Source organism: Bradyrhizobium sp. WYCCWR 12699 (assembly GCF_032144035.1).
GTDB lineage: Bacteria > Pseudomonadota > Alphaproteobacteria > Rhizobiales > Xanthobacteraceae > Bradyrhizobium.
Window position 1 is genome coordinate 77,032 of the sequence record NZ_JAVTJN010000004.1, and the last position, 22,166, is coordinate 99,197.

Sequence of the window (22,166 nt, forward strand, 5' to 3'; positions counted from 1 at the left end):
TCGCGGCGATTGGCACGCTTCGCCGGCGTGTTTCGCGCGCCTGCAAGGAGCAGCAATCTTAAGGGGGAGTTGGCTTTGAACCTTCAAAAGTTGCGCGCGCTGCATAGTGTAATCGTGACCGGTTCGGTCACCGGGGCCGCAACTCGACTTCATTTGACCCAACCAGCGGTAAGCCGTTCGCTGTCTGCCCTTGAAGCGGAGCTGGGATTCAAGCTCTTCAACCGGCTTGGTGGGCGCCTGGTTCCGACTCCTCAAGGAGAAGCCTTCTCGCGGGAATGCGAGCGTATCCTGCTGGATATCGACGATCTTACCCGCATCGGCAAAGAAATCCGCGCCAATCGAGGCGGTCGCCTTCGGATCGTGGCAATGCCACAACTCGCCCGAAGTCTACTCGTGCCGGCACTGGCCCAATTTTCGAAGGAGTTTCCGAGTGTTTCGATTTCTTTGGAAGTCAGGGAAAGACGCGAAGTCGAACGTTGGGCTTCGGGACTTAGGTTCGACGTTGGGATAGTAATGCTCCCGACTCAATTTGAAATGTTGACGTCGCATTCCTTCGCCGAATTGGTTCCCGTTGCGGTGCTTCATCCCGATCATCCACTTGCGGCGAATAAGACGATTCTCCCCAGTGATCTGATCGAGGACCGTTTTATTGCGCTGGACCGGACGACGTTGTTGCGGCAGATCGTTGATGGAATGTACGTACAAGCTGGCCTTGCCGCGAACATTTGGGTTGAAGTGTCGTCGGCGTTCATCGCGTGCCAAATGGTGGGAGCCGGAATGGGTGTGTCGATATCGGATCCATTCAGCGCAGCGCTGCTAGCAGAGCGAGATGTCGTGGTTCGCCCTTGCAAGACGTCGGCAAGGCTCAACTATGCTTTCGTCTATCCGCGCCATTCGAAGAAGACGGCGCAGGCGGTCCGGTTTTCCGAAATCGTGAGGAGCACTCTGGAGAATTTGATGGGGCGGTTCGAATTCGTGCAAGGGCAAACAATTCGATAAATTGCACTTCTTCCGTGCAGTGCTGTAGACGCGCGGGTCGCGGCGGTACGCACAGCCAACTTGACCACGTTTTCCTGAGGAATCGGGAGGATCCGGCAAGTCGCGCGTCCTCGATATTACAGCAAGTAATGCATCCATTACGCTAATTGAATTGCTGCGGTTCCGAATAACCCTTCAGATATGTAGGATGCGAGTCTGGCTCAATCCAAACTGAGCAGAAGCCAAAAGAGATGCCGGTGTGTCAATGGCGACGCATTCGAGACAGATGAGGAAACACATGCTACGAACTTTGCATATTTTTCTAGCACTCGCTTTCCTGACTTTCTCGTCATCGAGTTTTGCCGGTGCCAGGCTGGACGACGCAAAGAAGAGCGGCCTTACCCTCGGCTTCAGCAACGAGCCGCCCTTCGCGTTCAAGCAGGCCGATGGATCATTGGCCGGGTCAGACTACGATCTCGCAAAGCTCGCATTCAACCGCCTTGGAGTAGAGCGGATCGAAGGAACGGTGGTTGCGTTCGGATCGCTCATCCCGGGACTTCAAGCCAAACGTTTCGATTTTATCGCGACCGGACTCTATATCCTTCCCGCGCGCTGCCTTCAGGTTCTCTTCACCGAGCCCAACTTCACCGTTCAGGAAGGTCTTCTCGTTCGCAAAGGCAATCCCAAGCAAATCCATAGTCTTGACGACATCGTCAAACACGAGGACATCAAGGTTGGTGGCAACATAAGTGGCCAGCCGACACAGAATGCAGTCAAGGCCGGCGTGAAGGATAGCCAAATCACGCGTTTTCCGGACATCCCCTCCAATGTCGCGAGCCTGAAAGCGGGCAGGATCGACGGGGCATTGCTTATATCGGTAACTGCACGCTGGAACGCAAAGAACGATCCGACCCTGGAAGTCGCCGAACCATACACGGGCCTGCTCATAGATGGCAAGCCGAAGCAAGACTACGGCGCATTTGCCTTCCGTAAGGAGGATTCGGAGCTTCGGGACGCATTTAATGCCGAGATGCTCAAGATCGTGCATTCTTCGGAATATGTTGAGATCCTGAAAAAGTACGGCATGACGCAGAACGAAGTGCCGGCGGCCGACGTCAAGCTCGATACTCTTTGTAAGCAGTAGGACTCGTGCCCGAAGCGGACGGTGACAGATGTCGGCGCTCTACGAGGGTAGATGGCTGCTCCTTTCTGGTGCGGTAACGACGATGGCCCTTTACGCGCTCTCGACAGTATTGATGTTCGCTTGCGCGCTCGTTTTCGGTATCGCCAGGACATCCAAGAGCTGGTGGATCCGAACCATCAGTTTGCTCTATGTCGAGATCTTCAGGGGCATATCTCTGGTGGTCGTCCTGTTCTGGCTCTACTTTGTTTTGCCGTTCTTCGGGGTTGCGATTTCCGCCTTTTGGGCGGCCACACTCGCCATAGGCATGTGCTTCGGGGCTTATGGAGCTGAGGTCGTCAGGACGGCGATCGGCGCTATCCCGCGGGGCCAGTATGACGCCGCCTTGGCGATCAATATGGTGCCATCAATGATGATGCGCCGGATCATTCTTCCTCAAGCAATGCTGTCGATGATACCACCTCTCGGTAACCTCAGCATCCTGGTATTGAAAGCCACCTCGGTTGCCGCCTTGGCGACCGTTCCGGAACTGACTTTTGAAGCCTACTCTCTCAATATCAGAACCTTTCAGACCGTGCCGATCTATCTCGTTGTCATGATCTTCTATGTGGCTGCGGCGCAATTGATAGGAGCGGCAATCGCGTACGCAGAGCGACGTCTCGGGTTATGGCAGGGTAAGCCAACGCACGGCGCAACCAGGGGCTGGTCGGCATGAAGGTCGATTTCCAATATGCCTGGGAGTTGCTTCCGCAACTCGTGGTCGCGGCGCAAACCACATTGCTCGCCGCCGTCCTCGGTTTTATCGCCTCCCTGCTTGGCGGCCTCCTTCTCTTTGCGCTGTACAGCGCTAAGCACCGTCTGACCAAAATCTTAGTTCGCGGCTACGTCGAATTCGCAAGAGGGGTGCCGCTCCTGGTCCTGATCTATTTTCTGTACTTCGTGGGGCCTTCGGCAGGCGTCGTGATCAGCCCGCTGGTGACCGGCGTCATTGCTCTCGGCTTGCACTACAGTGCGTATATGGCCGAGGTCTACCGTGCCGCAATGATCGGTGTTCCGGCCGGGCAATGGGAGGCATCAACATCCATAAATCTCTCAACGTTCGACACATATCGGCGGATCATTGTTCCACAGATGATCCCATTCATCATTCCAAATGCCGGAAGTTACTTCGTCTACATGCTGAAGGACACGCCGCTGCTCGCATCCATATCCGTTTGGGAACTCATGGCCGTTGCTCAGGCGGAAGGAGCCAGGCGGTTTCAGTACTTTGAACCCATAACGATGGTTGGGATAATGTTTCTCGTCCTCAGCATTGCCGGCGCGTTTCTCATCAACAGGCTCGAGCGACTGTCCCAGAAGGGATGGCGGTAATGTCGGCCGGACCGTTCTCAGTACAGCTAAGGAACGTTACAAAACGTTTTGGGGCGTCCACGGTCCTAAATGACCTAAATCTCGAAGTCGGACAGGGTGAAAAGCTTGTGGTCATCGGTCCGAGTGGATCGGGAAAATCAACTCTCCTCAGGGTTCTCATGACATTGGAGGGAATCGACAGAGGCAGTGTCTCTATCTGCGGCCGTGAGTTGTGGTCGTGCGATTCGACCGGCGCAGCACGCCAAGCATCGGCCCGGCAAACACGTACGATTCGGAGCGATGTCGGCATGGTCTTTCAGAGCTTTAATCTTTTTCCTCACCTTACGGCGCTTGAAAACGTGACCGAGGGACCGATTCGCGTCCTCAAGATGCCGAAGGAGAAAGCCGTGAGCCTCGGAAAGGAGCTGCTTCGAAGGGTGGGACTGGAAGATCGGTGCGACTACTACCCTGCGAGGATGTCAGGCGGTCAGCAACAAAGGGTTGCGATCGCGAGAGCAATGGCGATGAGACCGAAAATACTCCTATTCGACGAGGTGACCTCGGCGCTCGATCCTGAACTCGTTGGCGAGGTGCTAGCGGTCATTCGGGAGCTGACTCACCAAAAGGAACTGACGGTTATCATGGTAACGCATCAGATGTCCTTCGCGCGAGAGATCGCCGACAGGGTTTGCTTCTTCGATCACGGCCGAATTGTCGAGGAAGGAGAGCCGTACCAGTTCTTTTCTCAACCGAAAAGCGCGAGAACCCAGGCGTTTCTAAAGTCGGTCCTGGACGCCTGACGATCTTAGTCTCAGCAGTCGAATTCCTCTTAGGAGACACTCAAATGACTTCCAGATCCATTTCGATGCCCGAGCCGGAGAATGCTCAGACTCGCCGGTCGGCGCGCAAAGAAACGGTCTACGCCGTCGGACAAATTCCGGCGCTCGATATGGAATTCTACCAGAACGTTGGGTCCGGTGCTGAGAAAGTGTCGGAGTTGACGATCCCTGCTCGGGATGGCGGCGCGTTCGAAGTGCCTGCCGGGCACCTCTTTCGGATCGTGAGCGTGGAGGGATCGCAGGTTGGTGATTTTAATCTTTGGAATAGCGACAATCTTTCTGAACACTTCTACAGCGGTAAGACGCGGGCGATTCATGCGACGCACATTTCTACTGGTGATCGCCTGTGGAGCAGCATGCCATACCTGAGGCCGATGGCGACTATCACTTACGACAGTCTGGGATGGTATGGGTGGGATTCCGATGGTTGTGGAATTCACGATGTGATCGGAACACGCTGCGACCCTTACACGAGAAGAATGATAACCGGTGAAGATTACGATCACTGTTGCCATTCCAATCTCGTTCGAGCCCTATCTGCCTTCAGAAAGATTTCGGCGAAGGAAGCCGAGGGCTACGTGCACGACGTCATGAACGTCTTTATGTGCACAGGCTTCGATGTCGAAAGTCACGAGTATATCAAAAAGGCAAGCCCGGTTCGTCCAGGCGACTTCATCGAATTCTTCGCGGAGATCAATCTCCTTGGTGCGCTATCCGCCTGTCCCGGCGGCGACTGTGGGCCGCGGGTCCCAGGGCAGACCCCCAAGTGCTATCCCCTGAAGGTGGAAATCCTTCGTCCCGCGAAGGGCGCGCTGAATGGTTGGAAGTCGCCTGAACCCTCGCCCTACAAAGGCAAGCACGGGATGAGCTGATTTGCGGAGCGCATTGTAAGAGCCGATTAACATCAAGGCGCTCGGAAATACCGTCGGCAGCTAGGCGCCGACCGGAATGGCGTCAGCCGTGCCAAGTTGACGCCGCGTTTGGGTTTGAAGTGCAACCGCGACAGCGAATTTCGAGATTATTCTCGTCATGCATGGTTGCAGGCGCTTTAGTAATTGGCGTCGTGGCGAGGCGTGATTGATAATTTGGCCCCATAAGCGATCGGTCAATCCTGTCCGCTGTGGCCAGGCCGACAGCAATTGCTCATCGGTGGTAGGATCCGGAATGTCCAGTGACGTGTCGAGCTTTCCCGCACAATTGATGCAGGGCTACGCCGCTTTCATGTTGGACCGCTTTCCTCAGGAACGACAAAGGTTCGATTCATTGGCCGCGCGCGGGGCAGTCACCGGAAGCCCTGGTGATCGGATGTTGCGACAGCCGCGTTTCACCCGAATTGATATTCAATGCGAGACCCGAGGAAATCTTCGTCATCAGAAACGTTGCAGCGCGTACCGCCCTTCGGTGTCGAGGGAGAATTCCACGCCGCCGGGGCTGCTCTGGTTGTGCTCGGTCACGCCCGGTGTGGGGCGTCCCCGCTTATGCCAAAGGCAAGGTATCGGCCTCACCAGAAAGCTTCACGACTCCATGGATGCAACGTCTGGTCCCGGTGGCGCACAGAGCTGGCCGTGTTGCGGCGGCCTGGACGACGATCACACCGACTTGGAGCTGGCTGCGATCGATCAGTCCTTGCTCAATCTAATGAGTTTTCCGTGGTGTGCGATCGCGTAGGTCGCAAGCAGCTCACGTTGCATGGATCGTATTTCGAGATTGCGAACGGTGTTCTGCACATACGAGATCGAGAGACCGGCAAATCTGATCCAGCGTGTGCGGACCGTTTTACGGACGCGATTACCTGTGCATCCGGACGATATCGATGAGGGGGCCGCTCCTGCGCCGATAGGTTTGAAATCGAAATCGGCTCGCGAATGGCCTGCTGCACATCCGGCAGATGACAACGACGAGAGGAACTACCAATGACAGTCTTCGACGCCGCGTCTGCGTCCAACCGCTCCGAGTTTGCCGCACGCGTGAATCGAATTCAACCGTCGCAGAGTGGTGCTGCGGCCCAGCGAGTGCGGGAATTGCAGGCTCAGGGGCGAACAATTCTCAATCTGACCCAGGGTGAACCCGACTTCGACACACCCGATAATGTCGTGCAGGCTGCGCTCGCCGCCATGAAGAGGGGCGAGACGAAGTATACCAACACGGATGGTACGGCAGTCCTGAAAGAGACAATTGCGAAGAAATTCGCGCGTGAGAACGGCCTCTCCTACAAGGTCAGTCAAATTTCGGTCGCCAACGGCGCCAAACAAATCTTATTCAATGCGTTGGCGGCGACGTTGGATCACGGAGACGAGGTCATCATCCCGGCTCCGTACTGGGTGTCGTACCCGGAAATGGTGTCGTTCTTCGGTGGGGTACCCAAAATCGTCGCTTGCCCGGCGGCGAGGAACTTCAAGCTCGATCCGATCGATTTGGAACGTGCGATCACGTCGAGGACTCGGTGGCTCCTCTTGAACTCGCCTTCTAATCCCACGGGGGCCGTATACACGCGCAGGGAGCTGGAGCCAATCATCGATGTATTGCGAAGAAATCCGCACGTCTGGCTCCTTAGCGACGACATATACGAGCATCTTGTCTATGACGGGCTCGAATATTGTACGCCGGCGGCGATCGATCAGTCCGTCGCGGAGCGAACCCTGGTCGTCAATGGCGTCTCGAAGGCCTATTGTATGACGGGTTGGCGCATCGGTTATGCCGCGGGTCCGGCGAAGTTGATATCCCAAATGGCGAAATTGCAATCTCAGGCCACGGCCAATCCATCGTCCATCAGCCAAGCTGCGGCCGTCGAGGCTTTGAACGGGCCGCAAGAGGGGCTTCGAGAGCGAGCAGAGAAATATCAACGACGGCGCAATCTGGTTCTGGAAGGACTCGCGTCCGTGCCCGGGTTGGCTTGCGACAAGCCGTCCGGCGCCTTTTACGTCTTCCCCTCCTGCCGCGACCTGATCGGAAAGCGGACCCCGGACGGAACCGTCCTTGCCGATGACAAGGACTTTTGCAAGTATCTCCTCGATGCCGAAGGGGTGGCGGTGGTGCACGGAGCGGCCTATGGCTTATCGCCCCACTTCAGAATCTCATATGCTACTGCGGACGAAACCTTAAAGGAGGCCTGTGTCCGCATAGCCCGGGCATGCAGTCGACTGAGTTGATGCAGCTCGCTGCCCTGACAATACGTGTGGAGCGATGTCGGACCACATTCGAGCAGCTCATATCGTTTTGCGGTTCATCGGGTCCGTGATGCGAAATGGAGATCTGCGACATGATGTCATCATTGCTCCAGGGCCGCATGAGCTCTCTAACCAGCGTTCTGTATCGCGGCCAAACGGGCGAACCGCCAAGATCAACTCATCGAGCTGGCCGCTGAGCTGGTCTTGCAAAACCGCCTCCACGAAAGTCGAGGTATTTGGTAGCTTGAAATAATACTACCAAATGGCTAGCCTCAAAGCGATCGACAAGGGAGGAAGTAATGGCCGCCATTCGACGGATAGGTATCCTCGCGCCGCCGATAAATGTGGCTATGGAAACCGAGCTACCGTCCTACGTTCCTCCCAATGTCAAGCTCAATCACAACAGGCTCACCAAACCCGGCACCGCTATAGCGAAGGAAGCGCAGCTCGCTATGGCCAACTCGTTGGATCGAGCGGCCTCGGATCTCGCACAGGCGAATCCGGAGGTGATAGTTTACGGATGTACGAGTGCCAGCTTCCTAGAGGGGCTAGGCAACGAAGCCAAGCTAGCCGACCGCATCACGATGTTGACCGGAATTCCCGCTGTCACCACTTCAACAGCCGTCATCGAAGCCTTGAAGGCCGTTCGGGCGACCAGAGTATTCATGCTCACTCCCTATCCGGATCTAATCAACAAGGAAGAGGCCCTCTTTCTGCAGCACTATGGCTTCGGCGTGGAGGCCGTCGATTCCTTCTTTTGCGCAGATGGACGACAGATCCTGACCATCTCGTCGGCGGACGTTGCCTCCAAGGTGCTCTCAAGCCGTGAGGTCATTTCAAGGTGTGACGCCGTGTTTGTCAGTTGCACCAATTTGCTGGTGATGGATCAAATCGACCGATTGGAAAGGGAATTGAACCTGCCGGTTGTCACCTCGAACCAAGCCTCTCTTTGGGCGGCACTCCGAAGGATGAAGATCGATGTCACCTCAACGGGGGTAGGCCGCCTGTTCAAGGAGCGGCGGCCACAAGAAGCACCGGTATTCGAGTTGAGCAATGCCTAACCGCGCCGTCAGGATCGTCGAACCGCCAGCATGCTCGATCGATTCCGACGCGGATAGAGTGGCCGCGCTCGAAATCATCGAAGTGTCGAAACGATTTGGAGATAACTCGATCGTCGACAACTTGTCATTGACGGTCAAGCAGGGCGAATTTTTGACATTTTTGGGACCGTCAGGCTGCGGTAAATCAACGACCTTGCGCATGATCGCGGGGTTCGAGCAGCCGGACGCGGGATCAATCAAGATCGGCGGCCATGTGATGACGGGCGTTGCGCCTTATCGGCGTCCCGTCGGCTTGGTCTTCCAAGGTTTGGCGCTATTTCCGCACCTTACTGTCGAGGAGAACATCGCCTTCGGGCTGGCGGTGAAAAAGGTCAAACGCGACGAAATCGTAGCAAGAGTACGCGAGGCGCTCGCGTTGGTGGATCTGAGCGAGCTCGGACGACGTCGGATACAACAGATATCGGGCGGTCAACGTCAACGCGTGGCCCTGGCGCGCGCGCTGGTCACTGGCCCGTCCGTTCTCCTGCTGGATGAGCCCTTCGGTGCACTGGACTTCAAGCTGCGCCGCCAGATGCAGATCGAATTGAAGCGTATCCAGCACCAAGTCGGCACAACATTCGTATTCGTGACTCATGATCAGGAAGAGGCGATGATCCTGTCGGATCGGATAGCCGTTTTCAATCATGGAAAGCTCGAACAATTGGGCAGCGCGCGTGAGGTCTACGAGAACCCGAAGAATGCATTCGTCGGAGGCTTCCTCGGGGATATCAACATCTTCGTCGGCCACGTGCAGTCTCTCGAGAAAAACGGTGCGAGTCTGCACCTGAGCGAGGTCTCGGCCGACGCTCTGATAGTGGCAACTCCAGAGATGAAAATCGGCGCAGAAGTCGCGATATCGATTCGTCCCGAGAACGTACGTGTGGGACGCGAAGTGTGGGGTAACAGTTGTCTTATGGTCGGCCAGATCGTGGCGAACATCTATATGGGCGCGACCGTCCGTCAAAGCGTTGTGGTCGACGACAAGGTCGTGGTGGTGGATACGACGGCCCGGCATGTGCAGCAGCAAGGCCTGCTTCCGGGAACTCAGGTCAAGTTGGCATGGGATTTGGAGGACGCCATCGTTTTCGCGAACAAGGAGGTGCGGAAGTGAAGCACGCTGCCGGTCTATTGATGGCCCTGAGCTTGTTCAGCCTTTCGACGACGGTTGCGTGCGCCGCCGACGGAGAAGTTGTCATGGGCACCTGGGGAGGAGGCAACAGCGAGATGTGGCGAGAGAAAGTCGGCAAGCCGTTCTCCGCGTCGTCCGGTATCGTGGTCAAGATCCGCGACTGGTCGGATCCGGAGCCGACGTTAAGAGCCCAAGCGAGAAAACCTCAGTTCAACGTCGCACTGGGCACCTGCTACAACGCCGCAAATCTCCAAAAGGATGGATTGCTGGAAAGCTTTAAGAAGGAAGACTTCCCCGAACTGGCTAATTTCGAGAAGTCGTCCTATCTGATAGACCAGAACGGCGAAGTTTACGCTTTCGGCATCTACTTTCAGTATTACGGGGCCGCATTCAACAGCGATCAGGCAAAAGCGTCAGACTTCGAGTCCTGGCGGGCATTGGCCGACCCGAAATTCAAGGATAAAGTCGCTATCGCCCGGCCGATCTATGCTGCTCCCAATGATTTGGTTCTCTTTGCGAAAGTCGGAGGGGGCGACGAAAACAACATTCAGCCCGGCATTCCTCTGCTTACGTCGATCGCGCGTAATGCTCTGACTGTCACGAACTCCACTGCTCAGATGAATGCCCTGCTGTCGCGCGGAGAGGTCACGGCGGGAGCCTACTATTCGAGCCGCGTCTGGACCATGCGGGCTTCCGGTGTAAAGAACGTCGATATCACAATACCCTCCGAAGGAGGATTGCTGCTGTCATATTTCTTGATCGTGCCGAAAGGCGCGAAGAATCTGGACGCCGTGAAAGCCTGGATAAACTATGCTTTAAGGCCAGCACCAGAATTGGCCATGCTTGATGCGTCTGGCTTCCTACCGCTCAATCAAACTGCCGCGCTTAGCCAGGAACAGCTCAAGGAGGTTGGTTCGCCGCAATCGTTGCGTTCGAAACTTTACCAGCCAGACTGTTCGGTGCTTGCCGCGAACCAGGAGAAGCGGGTCAATTTGGTCGAACAAATCTACTCTCAGGTCAAGTAAGCAATAAATTGGAAAGCGGCGGGTCAATGACGGATGTCGGAACTGAGAGGACGACCCGGCGGCACAGCGGCAGCGGAATGTTGTTCAAGGCGCGGCCGGTAAAAGTCGACTCCCAATTTCTTCTTCTCGTTCCAACTAGCGTACCGTTGATGCTTCTGGCGATCGGTGTCATCTCACTCGTGGTCGGCTCGTTCACGTCGAACAACGAATTGAGCTTCGCGCAATACCAGGCAGTCTTGGCGCGTAAAGATTACATTGAGACTCTTTATCGAACGATTTGGTTGGCCGGTCTCACGACCTCGATTTCGCTCCTGATAAGCTATCCCACTGCCTACTGGATCGCGCGATATCCGGGAAGGCGCGACATCTTTCTCATCATTCTGATGATGCCCTGGTTGGTAAGCGTCGTCGTGCGAACGTACGGCTGGATAGTGATCCTGGGCAAGAAAGGGGTCATTAGCCAGGCGTTGATGTCATCAGGCCTGATCGCGGGTCCATTAGAAATCCTGTTCAGTCCGACCGCCATCGTGATCGGGCTGGTTCATGTATTCTCACCCTTCATGATCCTTGCGATAGTGACAGTTCTGATCCGGCTGGACAAATCACTGGAGGAGGCGGCAGCCAGTCTCGGCGCGGGACCGTTTGAAACGTTCCGCAGGGTACTGTTGCCGTTGAGCTTTCCTGGGATCGTGACGGGCAGCATCATCGTGTTTCTGATGTCAATGGGATCGGTGGTCACTCCTCTGTTGCTCGGCAGCATGCGTGACAAGATGCTTGGTGCGCAAATTTATCAAGATGTCTTTCAACTCTTCAATTTTCCGAAGGCCGCGGCGCTAGCGATGATTCTTTGCGTCGCTGCCCTGGCGGTCGTGCTGCCTCTGCAGCTACTCGAGGCTCGTGCGAAGAAAAGTGCGGCCTCTTAGGGAGGTAGGATGAAAGTCGCTTGCCGCATAGTCGCCGTCCTAGTGCTCGCCTTTTTGCTCGCACCGATTGTGGTCGTGGTGCTGTCCTCATTCTTCGAGTCGGGATTCATCGAAGTTCCGCTCAGCCAGCCTTCACTGAAGTGGTACAGTCAATTCTTCAGTAGCGACGAGTGGATTTTAACGGCGGCCGACAGCGTCGTCATTGCTTTTGTTGTCGCGGTGGCGAGCACTGCCCTAGCGCTGACAACCGCATTGGTGACCGCGCGCCGCCATTTTTGGGGCCGCGCATCATTCGAGTTCATGATTTTGGTGCCGCTGGTATTGCCGCACGCCGCAATGGGTGTCGTGATGCTGACCGTGATCGGATCGCTCGGCTGGAATGGAACGTATAGCGGCATTGTGCTGGCCCATACAATCCTAGCGTTACCCTTCGCTTATCGACCGATCCTGAACAACATGCGGAGCCTTGAGAAGGATGTCGAGGAGGCGGCGATGAATCTGGGCGCGACGCCCGTCGTGATGTTCTTCAAGGTTATTCTTCCACTGATGCGGCCGGGCATTGTCACGGCACTCATCTTCAGTTTTATCATTTCGTTCGACGAGTCGACCGTGACGCTCTTCCTAATCGGACCCGACGCCACAACTCTGCCAGTCAAGATTTTTGCCGCGATACAGGAGGACGCAAGTCCGATTATATCGGCAATTTCGACGATGTTGATCGGAGCAACCGTCTTTGTACTGATCGCTGTGCAGAGGTTGGTTGGCTTGGAGGCGTTTGCTGAGGCCGAGGGAGGGCCAGGCCGGCGATAGCAACGGCTGCTGTGTAGAAGGCGTCCGGTCTCTTCCGACAGGAGGTGCTTGACGGCGGAAAAAAGAAGCTGCCGTCAGCCGGGGCTATATGCATCATATGCATGAAAGTAGGTACTTTTGTTATTGGCGTTGTTTTGGCGAACTGTTTTTAGTGTTGCCCAGCATATGGCTGGCACGCAGCTCCATCGAGGATCGATGGCTGAATGGCTTCGACGTTTGCGACGCAAGAAGATGAGTCTTGGAGACGAAAAGGAGCCATGAAAAGCGAAGACTTCAAGATGATCTCAAAGCTCATTGGCTTGATGCATGGATCAGGGGTCGAGGAGCTGGAAGCATCCGACGGAGACTTGCGCGTAAAGATCACGATGTTTGCGGCCGCACAGGGTAGGCAGGAAATGCATGGGGCGGCGCCTTCCGATCCGCCAGTTGATGCGACCGTGTCGAACGAAGCCGTCGACGAAACGACGTCGTTCGTCTGCGCTTCAATGCAGGGCATTTTCCATCGCGCGCCCGCGCCGGGTGCCGAACCTTTCGTAGTAGTTGGAAGCCGGATCTCCACAGGTCAGCAGGTCGGCATCATCGAAGCGATGAAGCTCTTCACTCCACTGCTCGCTCCGACAGCCGGTGTAATCGAGCAAATATTGGTGGAAAACGGAGTGGAAGTGCAGGCCGAACGGCCATTGTTCAAGGTGAAGTGCAATAGCAATACCAGTAGCGATGGCGAAGCGACATGAAGCCTTCCAGGCCGATAGAGTTTGCAAACCCGCAGGTGAGCTTGTGCGGAAGTGCGGCGCTCTTGTTCGATGCGGAGGGGCCGATGTGTCTACCCACACAGGAGCGTATCTGGACTCTTAGCAAGCAGGTCGGTCAATGGGACGTGGTTGTCGATACTCAAGTCGGTATGAATAATCTTCTCGTCCTGTTCGACTCTTCGAAGGCCGATCCGGAAGCACTTGCATCGAGACTTCTGGAGAGCTGGAGGAAAGTTGAACCGGGCGGTCCACAAGGGAAGCTTCTTGAGGTTGGTGTCGTTTATGGAGGCGATCGCGGCATGGACCTTGGTGAACTGGCTGCTCATCACGGTATCGATCCGGAGACCGTCGTAAAGCTGCATTCCACTCCGGAATATGTCGTGTTCGCGCCCTCCACGACGCCGGGATTCGGCTATCTCTTCGGTTTAGACCCACGTCTCTTCACACCTCGAAGAAAGGTGCCCGTGGTGCGTCCGTTTGGGGGAAATGTGACGATCGGGGGCGGGCAATCAAATCTTGGAAATCCTCGCGGCGCCGGTGGGCCACCGACGTTTCCGACCGGCTGGTACGTCATCGGGCACGTACCGGAGGCGCCGGTGCCGTTTGATCTAAGTCGCAATCCGCCAAATCTTCTCGATGTCGGTGATCGAATTCGCTTCCGCGTGGAGCGCATAGAGAGATGATTGAGGTTGTTCAGACTCCGCCGCTCAACTCCGTGCAGGATGACGGCCGTGTCGGCTTTCGAGGATTTGGGATTGGACGATCCGGGGCGATGGATCACGTGGCCTTGGCGGCGGCCAATGCGCTTTTGGGAAACGAGGAGAACGCGGCCGCCATCGAACTGCAATTGTATCCGTTCGCGGTGAAGTTTCATTCTGACACTCTTTTTGTGCTTACAGGCGCGACAGCTCGTGCAAAGCTCGATGGCGTGGCGGTACTTCCTTGGTGGGTGACGCCGGCTCGCGGCGGCCAAAAGCTTGTGGTGTCCGAGCCGGTGGACGGTTTGCGGACGTATTTGGCGATCGCCGGTGGCGTCGAAGTTCCCGTAATACTCGGATCTCGCAGTACGCAGCTGCGCGATGGCTTCGGCGGCTTTGAAGGGCGCTCGCTTAAGGCCGGAGACCAATTGGAGGTAGGGCACGCCGCTCCGGTCACTCTGCGGGATTTAGGAGGATATGGCGCCAGTCCAGCCTTGTCTGAGCTGCCGTCGGCGACGTGGGCGGGCAGCAGCCCGGGGGGAGTCATCCTCCGCGTCATTACGGCATCGGAGTACGACCTGTTCGACGAATCCTCCAAAACCGCCTTTTGGACCACACCTTGGACGATTTCCACGAAAAGCAGCCGGATGGGCTATCATCTTACGGGCGCGACACTGTGCCGGACGCATGACGTGGAAATGAGGTCGCACCCGATCGTACCTGGCGTCATTCAGGTGCCGCCTTCCGGTGATCCGGTGATACAACTGGCGGACGGTAACTCTGCGGGCGGTTACCCGAAGATTGGTGTCGTCATCGAGCCCGATCTTTGGCGGATTGGGCAAGCAAGGCCAGGCCAGTGTCTTCACTTCGTTCGGTGCAGCTTCGCCGAAGCTCGCGATGTCGAGAGGGTGACGCGCAGCTACATCGAGGAGATCCGACGGTTGGCAAAGTTTTGTAGGTGTTCCCCGCGAGCGAAGCTCCCATGAGCATCGAGTCTTGGGAATTAGCGGAGTTGATCGCCCAAATGAAACGGGCAGGCGTGAAAGAGTTGGAGGCGCAACGCGGAGAGAGTTCGATCCGCCTCTCTCTGGGCCGGCACAACCGCAAAATGGTGGGGACGAGAGCGCTAGAGCTGGCTGGCGTCGAGCGGACCGACGCAGCCACGTTCGTTCGGGCTCCTGCTGTGGGTAGGTTCTCGAATAGACACCCGTTGGGAGAGGCGACGACCGTAGGAGATCACGTTCAAGAAGGTGACTTGCTCGGGGTGATCGCTATCGGACCAATCTTCAGGCCGGTGATCGCGCCCGTCGCCGGTCGTGTGATCGAGCAGGTCTGCCGCAGTGAGAGCGACGTCGAATACGGAACGACGCTATACCGCATAATGGCATCGGGCTGAAACGAAGGTCCTGCCGAAAGGAGCACCCATGGAGATTGATCTCAATTCTGATCTTGGCGAAGGCCTTGGCCGTTGGAGGATGGGAGACGACGAGGCGCTGATGAAGCTGGTCTCATCAGCGAACGTCGCTTGCGGCTTTCACGCGGGCGATGCGGTCATCATGACGCGCATGGTCGAGGCAGCGAAAGAGAACGGCGTAGCTCTCGGCGCACATGTCGGGCTGCCGGACATACTCGGTTTCGGGCGTATCCCGATGAAGATCGATCCGCGTGACATGCAGAAGCATGCGCTTTATCAACTGGGTGCGCTTTCTGCTATCGCGAAGGTCAATGGCTACAAGGTTACCCACGCGGGGACCCATGGCGCCCTGGGCCAGATGGCACAGGAAAACAAGGAATATATCGAGAAGATTCTCGAAGTGTTCGCGGCGTTCGACAGGGATCTGATCATCGCGGCTTCGGTCAAGAGTCACGCAGGCACATTCGCGAAGTCGCTCGGATTGCGGGTGGTAGGCAAGATCTTTGCTGACCGGGCATACGACGACGAGGCTCGCTTGGTTAATCGGCGACATCCGGGCGCACTTATCACCGATCTGACCGAGGTTGCGAGGAGAATGAGCCAGTTCCTCGATGACGGGACTATCACGTCCGTGTCGGGAAAGCGGATCAAGGTCGACGCAAAATGTGTCCTGGTCCATAGCGATACTCCGGGCGCTGTGGAAATCGCGAGAGCCGTAAGGACGGTGGTCGAAGACGGCGGAGGACGTATCGTTCCGCTAACGGAGCTTGCGGCGTAATGTCGGTGCGGTCCATATTGATCGCTAATCGAGGCGAGATAGCGCTCCGGATCATTCGCGCGTGTCGGACGCTGGGGCTGCGAACAATCGCTGTCTGCTCCGAGGCAGATCGAGGGGCGGCTTACCTTGCTCTTGCCGATCGAGCGGTCTGCATCGGCGGCGCGGCGGCAGATACGAGCTATCTGGATATTGGGGCGGTGATGCTCGCAGCAGCCGCCGTTGGTGCCGACGCAATTCACCCCGGATACGGGTTCTTGTCGGAGAACGGAGACTTCGCGGAAGCGGTCGAAGGCGCTGGGCTCATCTTCATTGGTCCGACCTCCGATGTTGTCCGGCTAATGGGGGATAAGATCGCCGCGAAGGCGAAAATGCGCGAGCTCGGCGTGCCTTGCGTTGCGGGAAGTCATGGCGCGCTTCCCGATGATCCGCAGCTCTGCCAAGCGTGTGCGACCGAGGTTGGGTACCCTCTTATCATTAAGGCGGCGGGCGGCGGCGGCGGTCGCGGCATGCGGATCGTACGAGACAGCGCAAGTCTCCACCAAGCGATCGGAGCCACGCGGGAGGAGGCGAGGCGGGCATTTGCCAATCCGACGATCTACCTGGAGAAATTTTTGGAGCACCCGAGGCACGTCGAGATCCAGGTCATCTGCGATGGGGGAGGCGAGGGAGTATGGCTCGGCGCCCGCGACTGCTCGATGCAGCGCCGCCACCAGAAATTAATTGAAGAGGCGCCGCCGCCAGGCGTGCCTGAGGCCAATATCGCCGAACTTGGGGAGCGCTGTGTAGCCGCTTGCCGGGCGATCGGCTATCGCGGCGTAGGCACCTTCGAATTTCTCTACCAGGACGGGATATTCGCTTTCATCGAGATGAATACGCGCATACAGGTCGAACATCCAATAACCGAGGAAACCAGCGGCATCGATATCGTGCGCGAGCAGATTCGGGTGGCATTGGGCGAGCCGCTCGGACTTCGTCAATCCGAGGTCACCTGCAGAGGCCATGCTATTGAGTGCCGGATCAATGCGGAACATCCTTTCGACGGCATTCCTTCTCCTGGTCGTGTTGAGAGCTGGCTGGCTCCGGGCGGACCGGGAATTCGGGTCGATACCCATATCGTGGCAGGTTCGGAAGTCCCTTCACACTACGACTCCTTGATAGCCAAGGTGATCGCTAGGGGCGAGGATCGTTCGGAGTGTATCGAGCGCATGCTTTCGGCCTTGGCAGACCTGCGCGCAGAGGGTATCCGGTTGAACACCGAGCTTCACTCGGTGGTATTGAAGGACGCGTCCTTTCGGGACGCGCGCCTTAGCATCCACTCCTTGGAAGACATCCTTCGACGGCGCGCCTCGTCCGATCGACGGTGAGCGTGATAGGCGACGGCCCGTCGAACCTAATGTGCAATCGAGCACGCATCAAAGGCGGGCAGCCTTGGGCGAATTCGTGCAGTGCGAGATCGCGTCCGATCGAGTCGATGACTTCGGGCTCGGGTCCCAGGAAGATATCAGCTCTCGCGGAACTCGGTCAGACCGAATTCCTTCAAGACGGCCTCGGTATGTTGTCCGAGGGACGGCACCGGGTCCATACGCGGCTGCCAGGACTCACCGCTAATTGGTCGCAAAGATGGCATCGGGCCCGCCGGGGTTTCGATATAAGCCCAGCGCTTGCGGCTGCGCAGTTGCGGATGATCCCACACGGCGGACATGTCATTCACGCGAGCCGTACCGATCCCGGCGGTCTCGAGGCGCGAGATGGCTTCGTTCGACGGCAGCTTGCGGAACGTGTCACAGATGACGGCATCGATCTCAGCTCGCTCTTTCATCCGGCCCGCATTGCCCTTAAAGCGTGCTTCGCTGGCCCACTCGGGCCGTTGTAAGACGATCGTCGTGAACGCGGCCCACTCGCGATCATTTTGAAGTCCGAAAAGTACCATGCCATCAGCAGTTTCGTAGGGCCCATATGGGAAGATCGTGGCATGGCCAGCTCCCGCCCGAGCCGGAGGTTGTGCTCCGTCCATCGCATAGTAAAGCGGATATCCCATCCATTCCACCATGGCCTCCAGCATCGAGACTTCGACATGATCGCCCTGTCCGCTTTTGGCTCGACGCAGCAAGCAGGCCAAAATGCCCTGAAAAGCCATTGTGCCCGCAGCGATGTCAGCAATCGAGATGCCGGCCTTTGCAACGGCGTCCGGCGTGCCGGTCGTTGACAAAAAGCCGGCCTCCGCCTGAATCAGTAGATCGTATGCTTTGCGCTTCTCCCACGGCCCATTCGGACCGTATCCAGATATGTTGCAAGTAATCAGCTGCTTGTATGTGGAGCGCAGCACGCCATCGGCGAGCCCTAGGCGGGCAGCTGCCCCTGGAGCAAGATTTTGCACAAACACGTCTGCGTGCGCGATGAGCCGTTGCACGGCTTCCAACGCTCCCGGCCGTTTCAGGTCGAAGGTGACGCTCTCTTTCGACCGATTGGTCCAGACGAAATGACTGGCAAGACCACGCGCACGCGTATCATAGGCCCGAGCAAAGTCGCCACCATCGGGCCGTTCGATCTTTATGACTCGGGCGCCGAGGTCGGCAAGCTGACGCGTGCAATAGGGAGCCGCGATTGCCTGCTCGATTGCGATGACCAATACCCCGTCCAGTGGCCGCGTCACGACACCTCCGACCTTAGATTGTAGCTTCCGCCTTCATGATAAGCTCGTCCCGATCGTTCGTGGCCCACAGCAGGATTTTTCCGGTTTCGTCCGGCGGACTGCCATTCAGATGAAGTTCGCTGCCGTCGAAAAGCGGCGACACCGCGCGGAAGGAATATGCCTTCACCACCACTGAGGAAGGGAGACTGCGCCTAACGAGATCGATCAGGAGAGTAGCAATGAGCGGACCATGGACGATCAGGCCTGGATAACCTTCCACCGCAAAGACGTACGTTCGGTCATAGTGAATACGATGGCCGTTGAACGTGAGAGCCGAATAGCGAAACAGCATGACGGTATCCGGCACGATGCTGCGATGCCATGGTCCTTTCGGTGCAGTTGATCTCGCTCTGTCGGCGGGCGCTGTGACATCTCGATAGACAATGTCGTGATGGTCCGTCAGAAGTAGATGGCCGTTCTCGTCGTGGACGGCGTGCCCTACCGTGACGAACACCAGAGGGCCGGTCGTACCTTGTTTGGACGTCACGCTTTCGATCGTCGATGTCCGCTTGACATGCATGCCCACGCGCAGCGGGCTCTTAAAGGTGAGCCTGCTGCCCGCCCACATCCGCCGGGGAAGGTCATGGATGGGAGGAAGAAAGCCCCCGCGCTTGGGATGCCCGTCAGGCCCTAATGTCGATTGCCGTTCGTTAGGTAGAAAATACAACCAGTGGGCCAGCGGAGGCAGCGCAACCCCCGTTGAATAGAGCTGGTGGTCGGTTTCGAGGGTCGCATCCAGACGCTCAATCGGACTGGCTGTCACCATGTCTTCCTGGGTTACTGTGCGCCCGATCCATTCCTGGTAGTCGTGTCCGTCAACCATCTAGACCTCTCGTTCTGGTCGAACCTATTGGATATCGCTGGTGGACCAACAGTCGTATTATCCAGCAACAGCATTCGGAGTTGGAGAAAGGCATGCATTTCGATCTGGTGGATCTGCGGCTGCTTGTGCTCGTCGTGGACAGAGGTGGGCTTGCCGCGGCAGCCAGACATGCCAACCTCTCTGTTTCTGCGCTGTCCGAACGCATGAAATCGCTAGAGGAGCGGGCTGGCCTGCAGTTGTTCGAGCGTACGGTCAAAGGGACACGACCGACCTCAGCGGGACTGGAGTTCGCCGGGCACGCCCGCAGCATACTTATGCAGGCAGAGCGGCTGAGCGGGGCGGTCCGATCGTGGAGAAAGCGCGAACGGGGCCTGATACGGATGCGGGCCAATTCGAATGCCATCGCAAGCTTCCTTCCGGATGTCTTGGCGAGCTATCTCGCCCGGCATCCCGACGTGACGGTCGATCTCCAGGAGCAGACGTCGGATCTCATCGCGGTGGCGGTAAGAGCGGGTGAAGCAGACCTCGGAATTGCCGCCGAGAATGCGCAGTTTGAAGGGCTGCGAACGGAGCCATTCGGAGTGGACCGCCTTGTCGTACTGGTTCCTCCGGGGCATTGGCTCGCCGACTACACCTCAATAGGGTTCGCCGAGGTGTTGAACGAGCACTTCATCGGCCTAGATGAGCAGGCATCCATTCAGACATATCTCGCCGATCATGCGCGAAGGCTCGGTCGAGAGCTGGTCATCCGCATACGTTTGCGAGGGTTTGAAAGTGTTTGCCGCATGGTGGCTGCGGGCGCCGGCGTTGCCGTCGTCCCAGTAAGCGTCATCTCTTCTTCGGTGAAGGACGCAGGAGCGCGGGCTGTCGAGTTGTCGGATAACTGGGCCCAACGCAATCTTGTGGTCTGCCTCCCGGTCGATCGTCCCGTATCAGATCTGGTGCAGAGACTAATAGCGGACATAGCGAGGTCTACTAGGTCTCGATTCGCCGAAATCGGCGGAGATGCCGGCCCCCTGCGGACATAATCAGCCAGTGTTCGCCCACCGCGAGGGCGGCTTTCGGCAGAAACGAGTTTACAAAGAGTTCGCCGCGTGCGCTTTAGATCTCGGCCTCGCATGAGGCGTTTCCTCCCTGACTCGCCGAGGCCTTCAAAGGTCTCGGCATTTTCGTGAGATGAGGATGGGCAGAGTGCCGCTCGCCGTTAGCGAAGAATGGTGAGCTTATTATGGGAAAAGCCCTCGGGTCGTTTTCGCTGCCCGCACTCGTTCGACACCTATGGCCATGGCGGCGGTTCGATGAGAGACGTTGTCACGAGCGGCGCGGGTAACCATATCGTTGAATGCGCGATCGAGGATCTGATATTCCCTCCGCATAACCTCTTCTTCTTCCCAGAACAATTGCTGGAGGTCTTGAAGCCACTCGAAATAACTCACGATCACGCCGCCCGAGTTACAGAGAATATCCGGTATGAGGAATATCTCGTTGCGGCGCCTCTCTAGGACCAGATCAGCCTCCGGAGTGGTCGGGCCGTTGGCGCCCTCAGCAAGCACGCGACATCGCAGATCCCGCGCCACGCGATCATCGATCACCCGCTCCATGGCTGCTGGCACAAGGACGTCGCAAGGAAGCTGCAGGAGCTCGGCTGGATCGAGACGGGGCGCTTCGTGATAATCAGACAGACTTCCGTGCCTCGCCGCATGACGGATCAACTGTGTGACGTTGAGGCCTGCACGGTCGTAAAATGCGCCCGTGTGGTCGCCGACACCTACTATCTTGACGCCGCTCCTGCTCAACTCCAGTGCCGCGTACGAGCCGACGTTGCCGAAGCCTTGAACCACCGCGGTCGCCGTCGACCAGTCGATCGACAGATCCTTCAAAACTCGTTTGGCCAGATGGGCGACGCCGCGTCCTGTCGCCTCCCGACGCCCTAAGGTGCCTCCCGCGCCAACAGGCTTGCCGGTTACGATCTCCGTTACGGTACGCCCCTGGTACATGGAATACGTGTCCATGAACCACGCCATCACTTGCTCGTTGGTGCCCATATCGGGAGCCATGACGTCGACGTGCGGACCCACGAACGGAATCATCTCCTGCATATAGCGGCGCGAGAGCGCCTCAAGCTCTCGGTGGGAAATCTTCGCTGGATCGACACGAATACCGCCCTTCGCGCCGCCATAGGGTAGTCCGACCAGTGCGCATTTCCAGCTCATCCAAATCGCGAGGGCGGCGACTTCGCCGATATCAACACTAGCGGCAAAGCGCGTTCCTCCCTTGGTCGGCCCGAGTGTAAGGTGATGCTGGACTCGATAGCCCTCGAATACGGAGATCGACCCGTCATCACAATGGATGGGGCAAGAAACCGAGATGGCGCGCTTGGGAAGAAGCAAGCGGCTGCGTTCGTCGATGGGAATTGCCAGATGATCGGCAATCACGGTGAACTGTCGTGAAGCCATCTCGAAGACGGGCCCACTATAGATGCTCATTTTGGCTCCGATTTATCAATAAGCGACGGCCCGGGAGCAATCGACTAAGCGCCCGCGAGCG

The 22,166-nt window shown here is 57.3% G+C and carries 23 protein-coding genes; 20 read left to right on the forward strand and 3 right to left on the reverse strand.

What is annotated here, in order from left to right; all coding sequences use genetic code 11:
* Positions 1-75: 75 nt before the first annotated feature.
* The 19 genes from RPS27_RS03810 to RPS27_RS03900 all read left to right on the forward strand — a co-directional run bounded on the left by RPS27_RS03810 (position 76) and on the right by RPS27_RS03900 (position 17,468).
* Entirely contained in the window at positions 76-999 is a 924-nt protein-coding gene (locus RPS27_RS03810; RefSeq protein ID WP_128929683.1) for a LysR family transcriptional regulator, read from the forward strand.
* Positions 1,000-1,276: 277 nt separating this feature from the next.
* The gene (ehuB, locus tag RPS27_RS03815; RefSeq protein ID WP_164933832.1) at positions 1,277-2,122 is read left to right on the forward strand and encodes an ectoine/hydroxyectoine ABC transporter substrate-binding protein EhuB; all 846 of its coding nucleotides are present in this window, start codon (positions 1,277-1,279) and stop codon (positions 2,120-2,122) included.
* A 28-nt stretch (positions 2,123-2,150) separates the two neighbouring features.
* Complete coding sequence (locus RPS27_RS03820) at positions 2,151-2,834, forward strand: amino acid ABC transporter permease (RefSeq protein ID WP_128929681.1); 684 nt, start codon at positions 2,151-2,153, stop codon at positions 2,832-2,834.
* Positions 2,831-3,490, forward strand: coding sequence for an ectoine/hydroxyectoine ABC transporter permease subunit EhuD (gene ehuD, locus RPS27_RS03825; protein ID WP_128955088.1), 660 nt, complete (start codon positions 2,831-2,833; stop codon positions 3,488-3,490). The genes RPS27_RS03820 and ehuD overlap by 4 nt, the downstream gene beginning before the upstream one ends.
* On the forward strand, positions 3,490-4,269 hold the full coding sequence (gene ehuA / locus RPS27_RS03830; RefSeq protein ID WP_188637407.1) for an ectoine/hydroxyectoine ABC transporter ATP-binding protein EhuA: 780 nt from the start codon (positions 3,490-3,492) through the stop codon (positions 4,267-4,269). The genes ehuD and ehuA overlap by 1 nt, the downstream gene beginning before the upstream one ends.
* A 44-nt stretch (positions 4,270-4,313) precedes the next feature.
* Complete coding sequence (locus RPS27_RS03835) at positions 4,314-5,180, forward strand: urea carboxylase-associated family protein (RefSeq protein WP_128929678.1); 867 nt, start codon at positions 4,314-4,316, stop codon at positions 5,178-5,180.
* Between the two features lie 425 nt (positions 5,181-5,605).
* Complete coding sequence (locus RPS27_RS03840) at positions 5,606-5,947, forward strand: carbonic anhydrase (RefSeq protein WP_283810013.1); 342 nt, start codon at positions 5,606-5,608, stop codon at positions 5,945-5,947.
* A 274-nt stretch (positions 5,948-6,221) separates the two neighbouring features.
* Positions 6,222-7,457 (forward strand): pyridoxal phosphate-dependent aminotransferase, encoded by a 1,236-nt coding sequence (locus RPS27_RS03845; protein WP_128929677.1) that lies wholly within the window; start codon positions 6,222-6,224, stop codon positions 7,455-7,457.
* Positions 7,458-7,774: 317 nt separating this feature from the next.
* On the forward strand, positions 7,775-8,536 hold the full coding sequence (locus RPS27_RS03850) for an aspartate/glutamate racemase family protein (RefSeq protein ID WP_128929676.1): 762 nt from the start codon (positions 7,775-7,777) through the stop codon (positions 8,534-8,536).
* Positions 8,529-9,686: an ABC transporter ATP-binding protein gene (locus tag RPS27_RS03855; RefSeq protein ID WP_128929675.1), complete on the forward strand. Its 1,158-nt coding sequence runs from the start codon at positions 8,529-8,531 to the stop codon at positions 9,684-9,686. Before RPS27_RS03850 ends, RPS27_RS03855 begins: the two co-directional genes overlap by 8 nt.
* The gene (locus RPS27_RS03860; RefSeq protein WP_164933833.1) at positions 9,683-10,729 is read left to right on the forward strand and encodes an extracellular solute-binding protein; all 1,047 of its coding nucleotides are present in this window, start codon (positions 9,683-9,685) and stop codon (positions 10,727-10,729) included. The genes RPS27_RS03855 and RPS27_RS03860 overlap by 4 nt, the downstream gene beginning before the upstream one ends.
* A 26-nt stretch (positions 10,730-10,755) precedes the next feature.
* Positions 10,756-11,652 carry an ABC transporter permease gene (locus RPS27_RS03865; RefSeq protein ID WP_206733165.1) on the forward strand — a complete coding sequence of 299 codons (897 nt, stop codon included), beginning with the start codon at positions 10,756-10,758 and terminating at the stop codon, positions 11,650-11,652.
* Positions 11,653-11,661: 9 nt separating this feature from the next.
* Positions 11,662-12,462, forward strand: coding sequence for an ABC transporter permease (locus tag RPS27_RS03870; protein ID WP_128929673.1), 801 nt, complete (start codon positions 11,662-11,664; stop codon positions 12,460-12,462).
* Positions 12,463-12,719: 257 nt separating this feature from the next.
* Positions 12,720-13,196, forward strand: a complete 477-nt coding sequence (locus RPS27_RS03875; RefSeq protein WP_164933834.1) for an acetyl-CoA carboxylase biotin carboxyl carrier protein — start codon at positions 12,720-12,722, stop codon at positions 13,194-13,196.
* Positions 13,193-13,897, forward strand: a complete 705-nt coding sequence (locus RPS27_RS03880; RefSeq protein WP_128929671.1) for a 5-oxoprolinase subunit B family protein — start codon at positions 13,193-13,195, stop codon at positions 13,895-13,897. The genes RPS27_RS03875 and RPS27_RS03880 overlap by 4 nt, the downstream gene beginning before the upstream one ends.
* On the forward strand, positions 13,894-14,898 hold the full coding sequence (locus RPS27_RS03885; RefSeq protein WP_128929670.1) for a biotin-dependent carboxyltransferase family protein: 1,005 nt from the start codon (positions 13,894-13,896) through the stop codon (positions 14,896-14,898). Before RPS27_RS03880 ends, RPS27_RS03885 begins: the two co-directional genes overlap by 4 nt.
* A complete protein-coding gene (locus RPS27_RS03890; RefSeq protein ID WP_128929669.1) occupies positions 14,895-15,308 on the forward strand; it encodes an acetyl-CoA carboxylase biotin carboxyl carrier protein in 414 nt (137 codons plus the stop codon). The genes RPS27_RS03885 and RPS27_RS03890 overlap by 4 nt, the downstream gene beginning before the upstream one ends.
* 28 nt (positions 15,309-15,336) lie before the next feature.
* Positions 15,337-16,104 carry a LamB/YcsF family protein gene (locus RPS27_RS03895; protein ID WP_128929668.1) on the forward strand — a complete coding sequence of 256 codons (768 nt, stop codon included), beginning with the start codon at positions 15,337-15,339 and terminating at the stop codon, positions 16,102-16,104.
* On the forward strand, positions 16,104-17,468 hold the full coding sequence (locus tag RPS27_RS03900; RefSeq protein ID WP_128929667.1) for an acetyl/propionyl/methylcrotonyl-CoA carboxylase subunit alpha: 1,365 nt from the start codon (positions 16,104-16,106) through the stop codon (positions 17,466-17,468). Before RPS27_RS03895 ends, RPS27_RS03900 begins: the two co-directional genes overlap by 1 nt.
* A gap of 137 nt (positions 17,469-17,605) precedes the next feature.
* Here the strand turns inward: RPS27_RS03900 and RPS27_RS03905 are convergent, their stop codons facing one another.
* Both RPS27_RS03905 and RPS27_RS03910 read right to left on the reverse strand, forming a co-directional pair.
* A complete protein-coding gene (locus RPS27_RS03905; protein WP_128929666.1) occupies positions 17,606-18,757 on the reverse strand; it encodes a CaiB/BaiF CoA transferase family protein in 1,152 nt (383 codons plus the stop codon).
* A 13-nt stretch (positions 18,758-18,770) separates the two neighbouring features.
* Entirely contained in the window at positions 18,771-19,619 is an 849-nt protein-coding gene (locus RPS27_RS03910) for a MaoC family dehydratase N-terminal domain-containing protein (RefSeq protein ID WP_128929665.1), read from the reverse strand.
* A 92-nt stretch (positions 19,620-19,711) separates the two neighbouring features.
* On the opposite strand from RPS27_RS03910, the gene RPS27_RS03915 reads away from it, so the two are divergent.
* Complete coding sequence (locus RPS27_RS03915; protein WP_128929664.1) at positions 19,712-20,647, forward strand: LysR substrate-binding domain-containing protein; 936 nt, start codon at positions 19,712-19,714, stop codon at positions 20,645-20,647.
* Positions 20,648-20,845: 198 nt separating this feature from the next.
* On the opposite strand, the gene RPS27_RS03920 is transcribed toward RPS27_RS03915, so the two are convergent.
* Positions 20,846-22,105 carry a Glu/Leu/Phe/Val family dehydrogenase gene (locus RPS27_RS03920; RefSeq protein WP_128929663.1) on the reverse strand — a complete coding sequence of 420 codons (1,260 nt, stop codon included), beginning with the start codon at positions 22,103-22,105 and terminating at the stop codon, positions 20,846-20,848.
* Positions 22,106-22,166: the final 61 nt, after the last annotated feature.

What these genes read in the sequence shown, in the direction of transcription:
- ehuB (WP_164933832.1), top strand. Translation starts at nt 1,277, where the DNA reads ATGCTACGAACTTTGCATATTTTTCTAGCACTCGCTTTCCTGACTTTC.
- RPS27_RS03820 (WP_128929681.1), top strand. Translation starts at nt 2,151, where the DNA reads ATGTCGGCGCTCTACGAGGGTAGATGGCTGCTCCTTTCTGGTGCGGTA.
- ehuD (WP_128955088.1), top strand. Translation starts at nt 2,831, where the DNA reads ATGAAGGTCGATTTCCAATATGCCTGGGAGTTGCTTCCGCAACTCGTG.
- ehuA (WP_188637407.1), top strand. Translation starts at nt 3,490, where the DNA reads ATGTCGGCCGGACCGTTCTCAGTACAGCTAAGGAACGTTACAAAACGT.
- RPS27_RS03835 (WP_128929678.1), top strand. Translation starts at nt 4,314, where the DNA reads ATGACTTCCAGATCCATTTCGATGCCCGAGCCGGAGAATGCTCAGACT.
- RPS27_RS03845 (WP_128929677.1), top strand. Translation starts at nt 6,222, where the DNA reads ATGACAGTCTTCGACGCCGCGTCTGCGTCCAACCGCTCCGAGTTTGCC.
- RPS27_RS03850 (WP_128929676.1), top strand. Translation starts at nt 7,775, where the DNA reads ATGGCCGCCATTCGACGGATAGGTATCCTCGCGCCGCCGATAAATGTG.
- RPS27_RS03855 (WP_128929675.1), top strand. Translation starts at nt 8,529, where the DNA reads ATGCCTAACCGCGCCGTCAGGATCGTCGAACCGCCAGCATGCTCGATC.
- RPS27_RS03865 (WP_206733165.1), top strand. Translation starts at nt 10,756, where the DNA reads ATGACGGATGTCGGAACTGAGAGGACGACCCGGCGGCACAGCGGCAGC.
- RPS27_RS03870 (WP_128929673.1), top strand. Translation starts at nt 11,662, where the DNA reads ATGAAAGTCGCTTGCCGCATAGTCGCCGTCCTAGTGCTCGCCTTTTTG.
- RPS27_RS03875 (WP_164933834.1), top strand. Translation starts at nt 12,720, where the DNA reads ATGAAAAGCGAAGACTTCAAGATGATCTCAAAGCTCATTGGCTTGATG.
- RPS27_RS03880 (WP_128929671.1), top strand. Translation starts at nt 13,193, where the DNA reads ATGAAGCCTTCCAGGCCGATAGAGTTTGCAAACCCGCAGGTGAGCTTG.
- RPS27_RS03885 (WP_128929670.1), top strand. Translation starts at nt 13,894, where the DNA reads ATGATTGAGGTTGTTCAGACTCCGCCGCTCAACTCCGTGCAGGATGAC.
- RPS27_RS03890 (WP_128929669.1), top strand. Translation starts at nt 14,895, where the DNA reads ATGAGCATCGAGTCTTGGGAATTAGCGGAGTTGATCGCCCAAATGAAA.
- RPS27_RS03895 (WP_128929668.1), top strand. Translation starts at nt 15,337, where the DNA reads ATGGAGATTGATCTCAATTCTGATCTTGGCGAAGGCCTTGGCCGTTGG.
- RPS27_RS03900 (WP_128929667.1), top strand. Translation starts at nt 16,104, where the DNA reads ATGTCGGTGCGGTCCATATTGATCGCTAATCGAGGCGAGATAGCGCTC.
- RPS27_RS03910 (WP_128929665.1), bottom strand. Translation starts at nt 19,619, where the DNA reads ATGGTTGACGGACACGACTACCAGGAATGGATCGGGCGCACAGTAACC.
- RPS27_RS03915 (WP_128929664.1), top strand. Translation starts at nt 19,712, where the DNA reads ATGCATTTCGATCTGGTGGATCTGCGGCTGCTTGTGCTCGTCGTGGAC.
- RPS27_RS03920 (WP_128929663.1), bottom strand. Translation starts at nt 22,105, where the DNA reads ATGAGCATCTATAGTGGGCCCGTCTTCGAGATGGCTTCACGACAGTTC.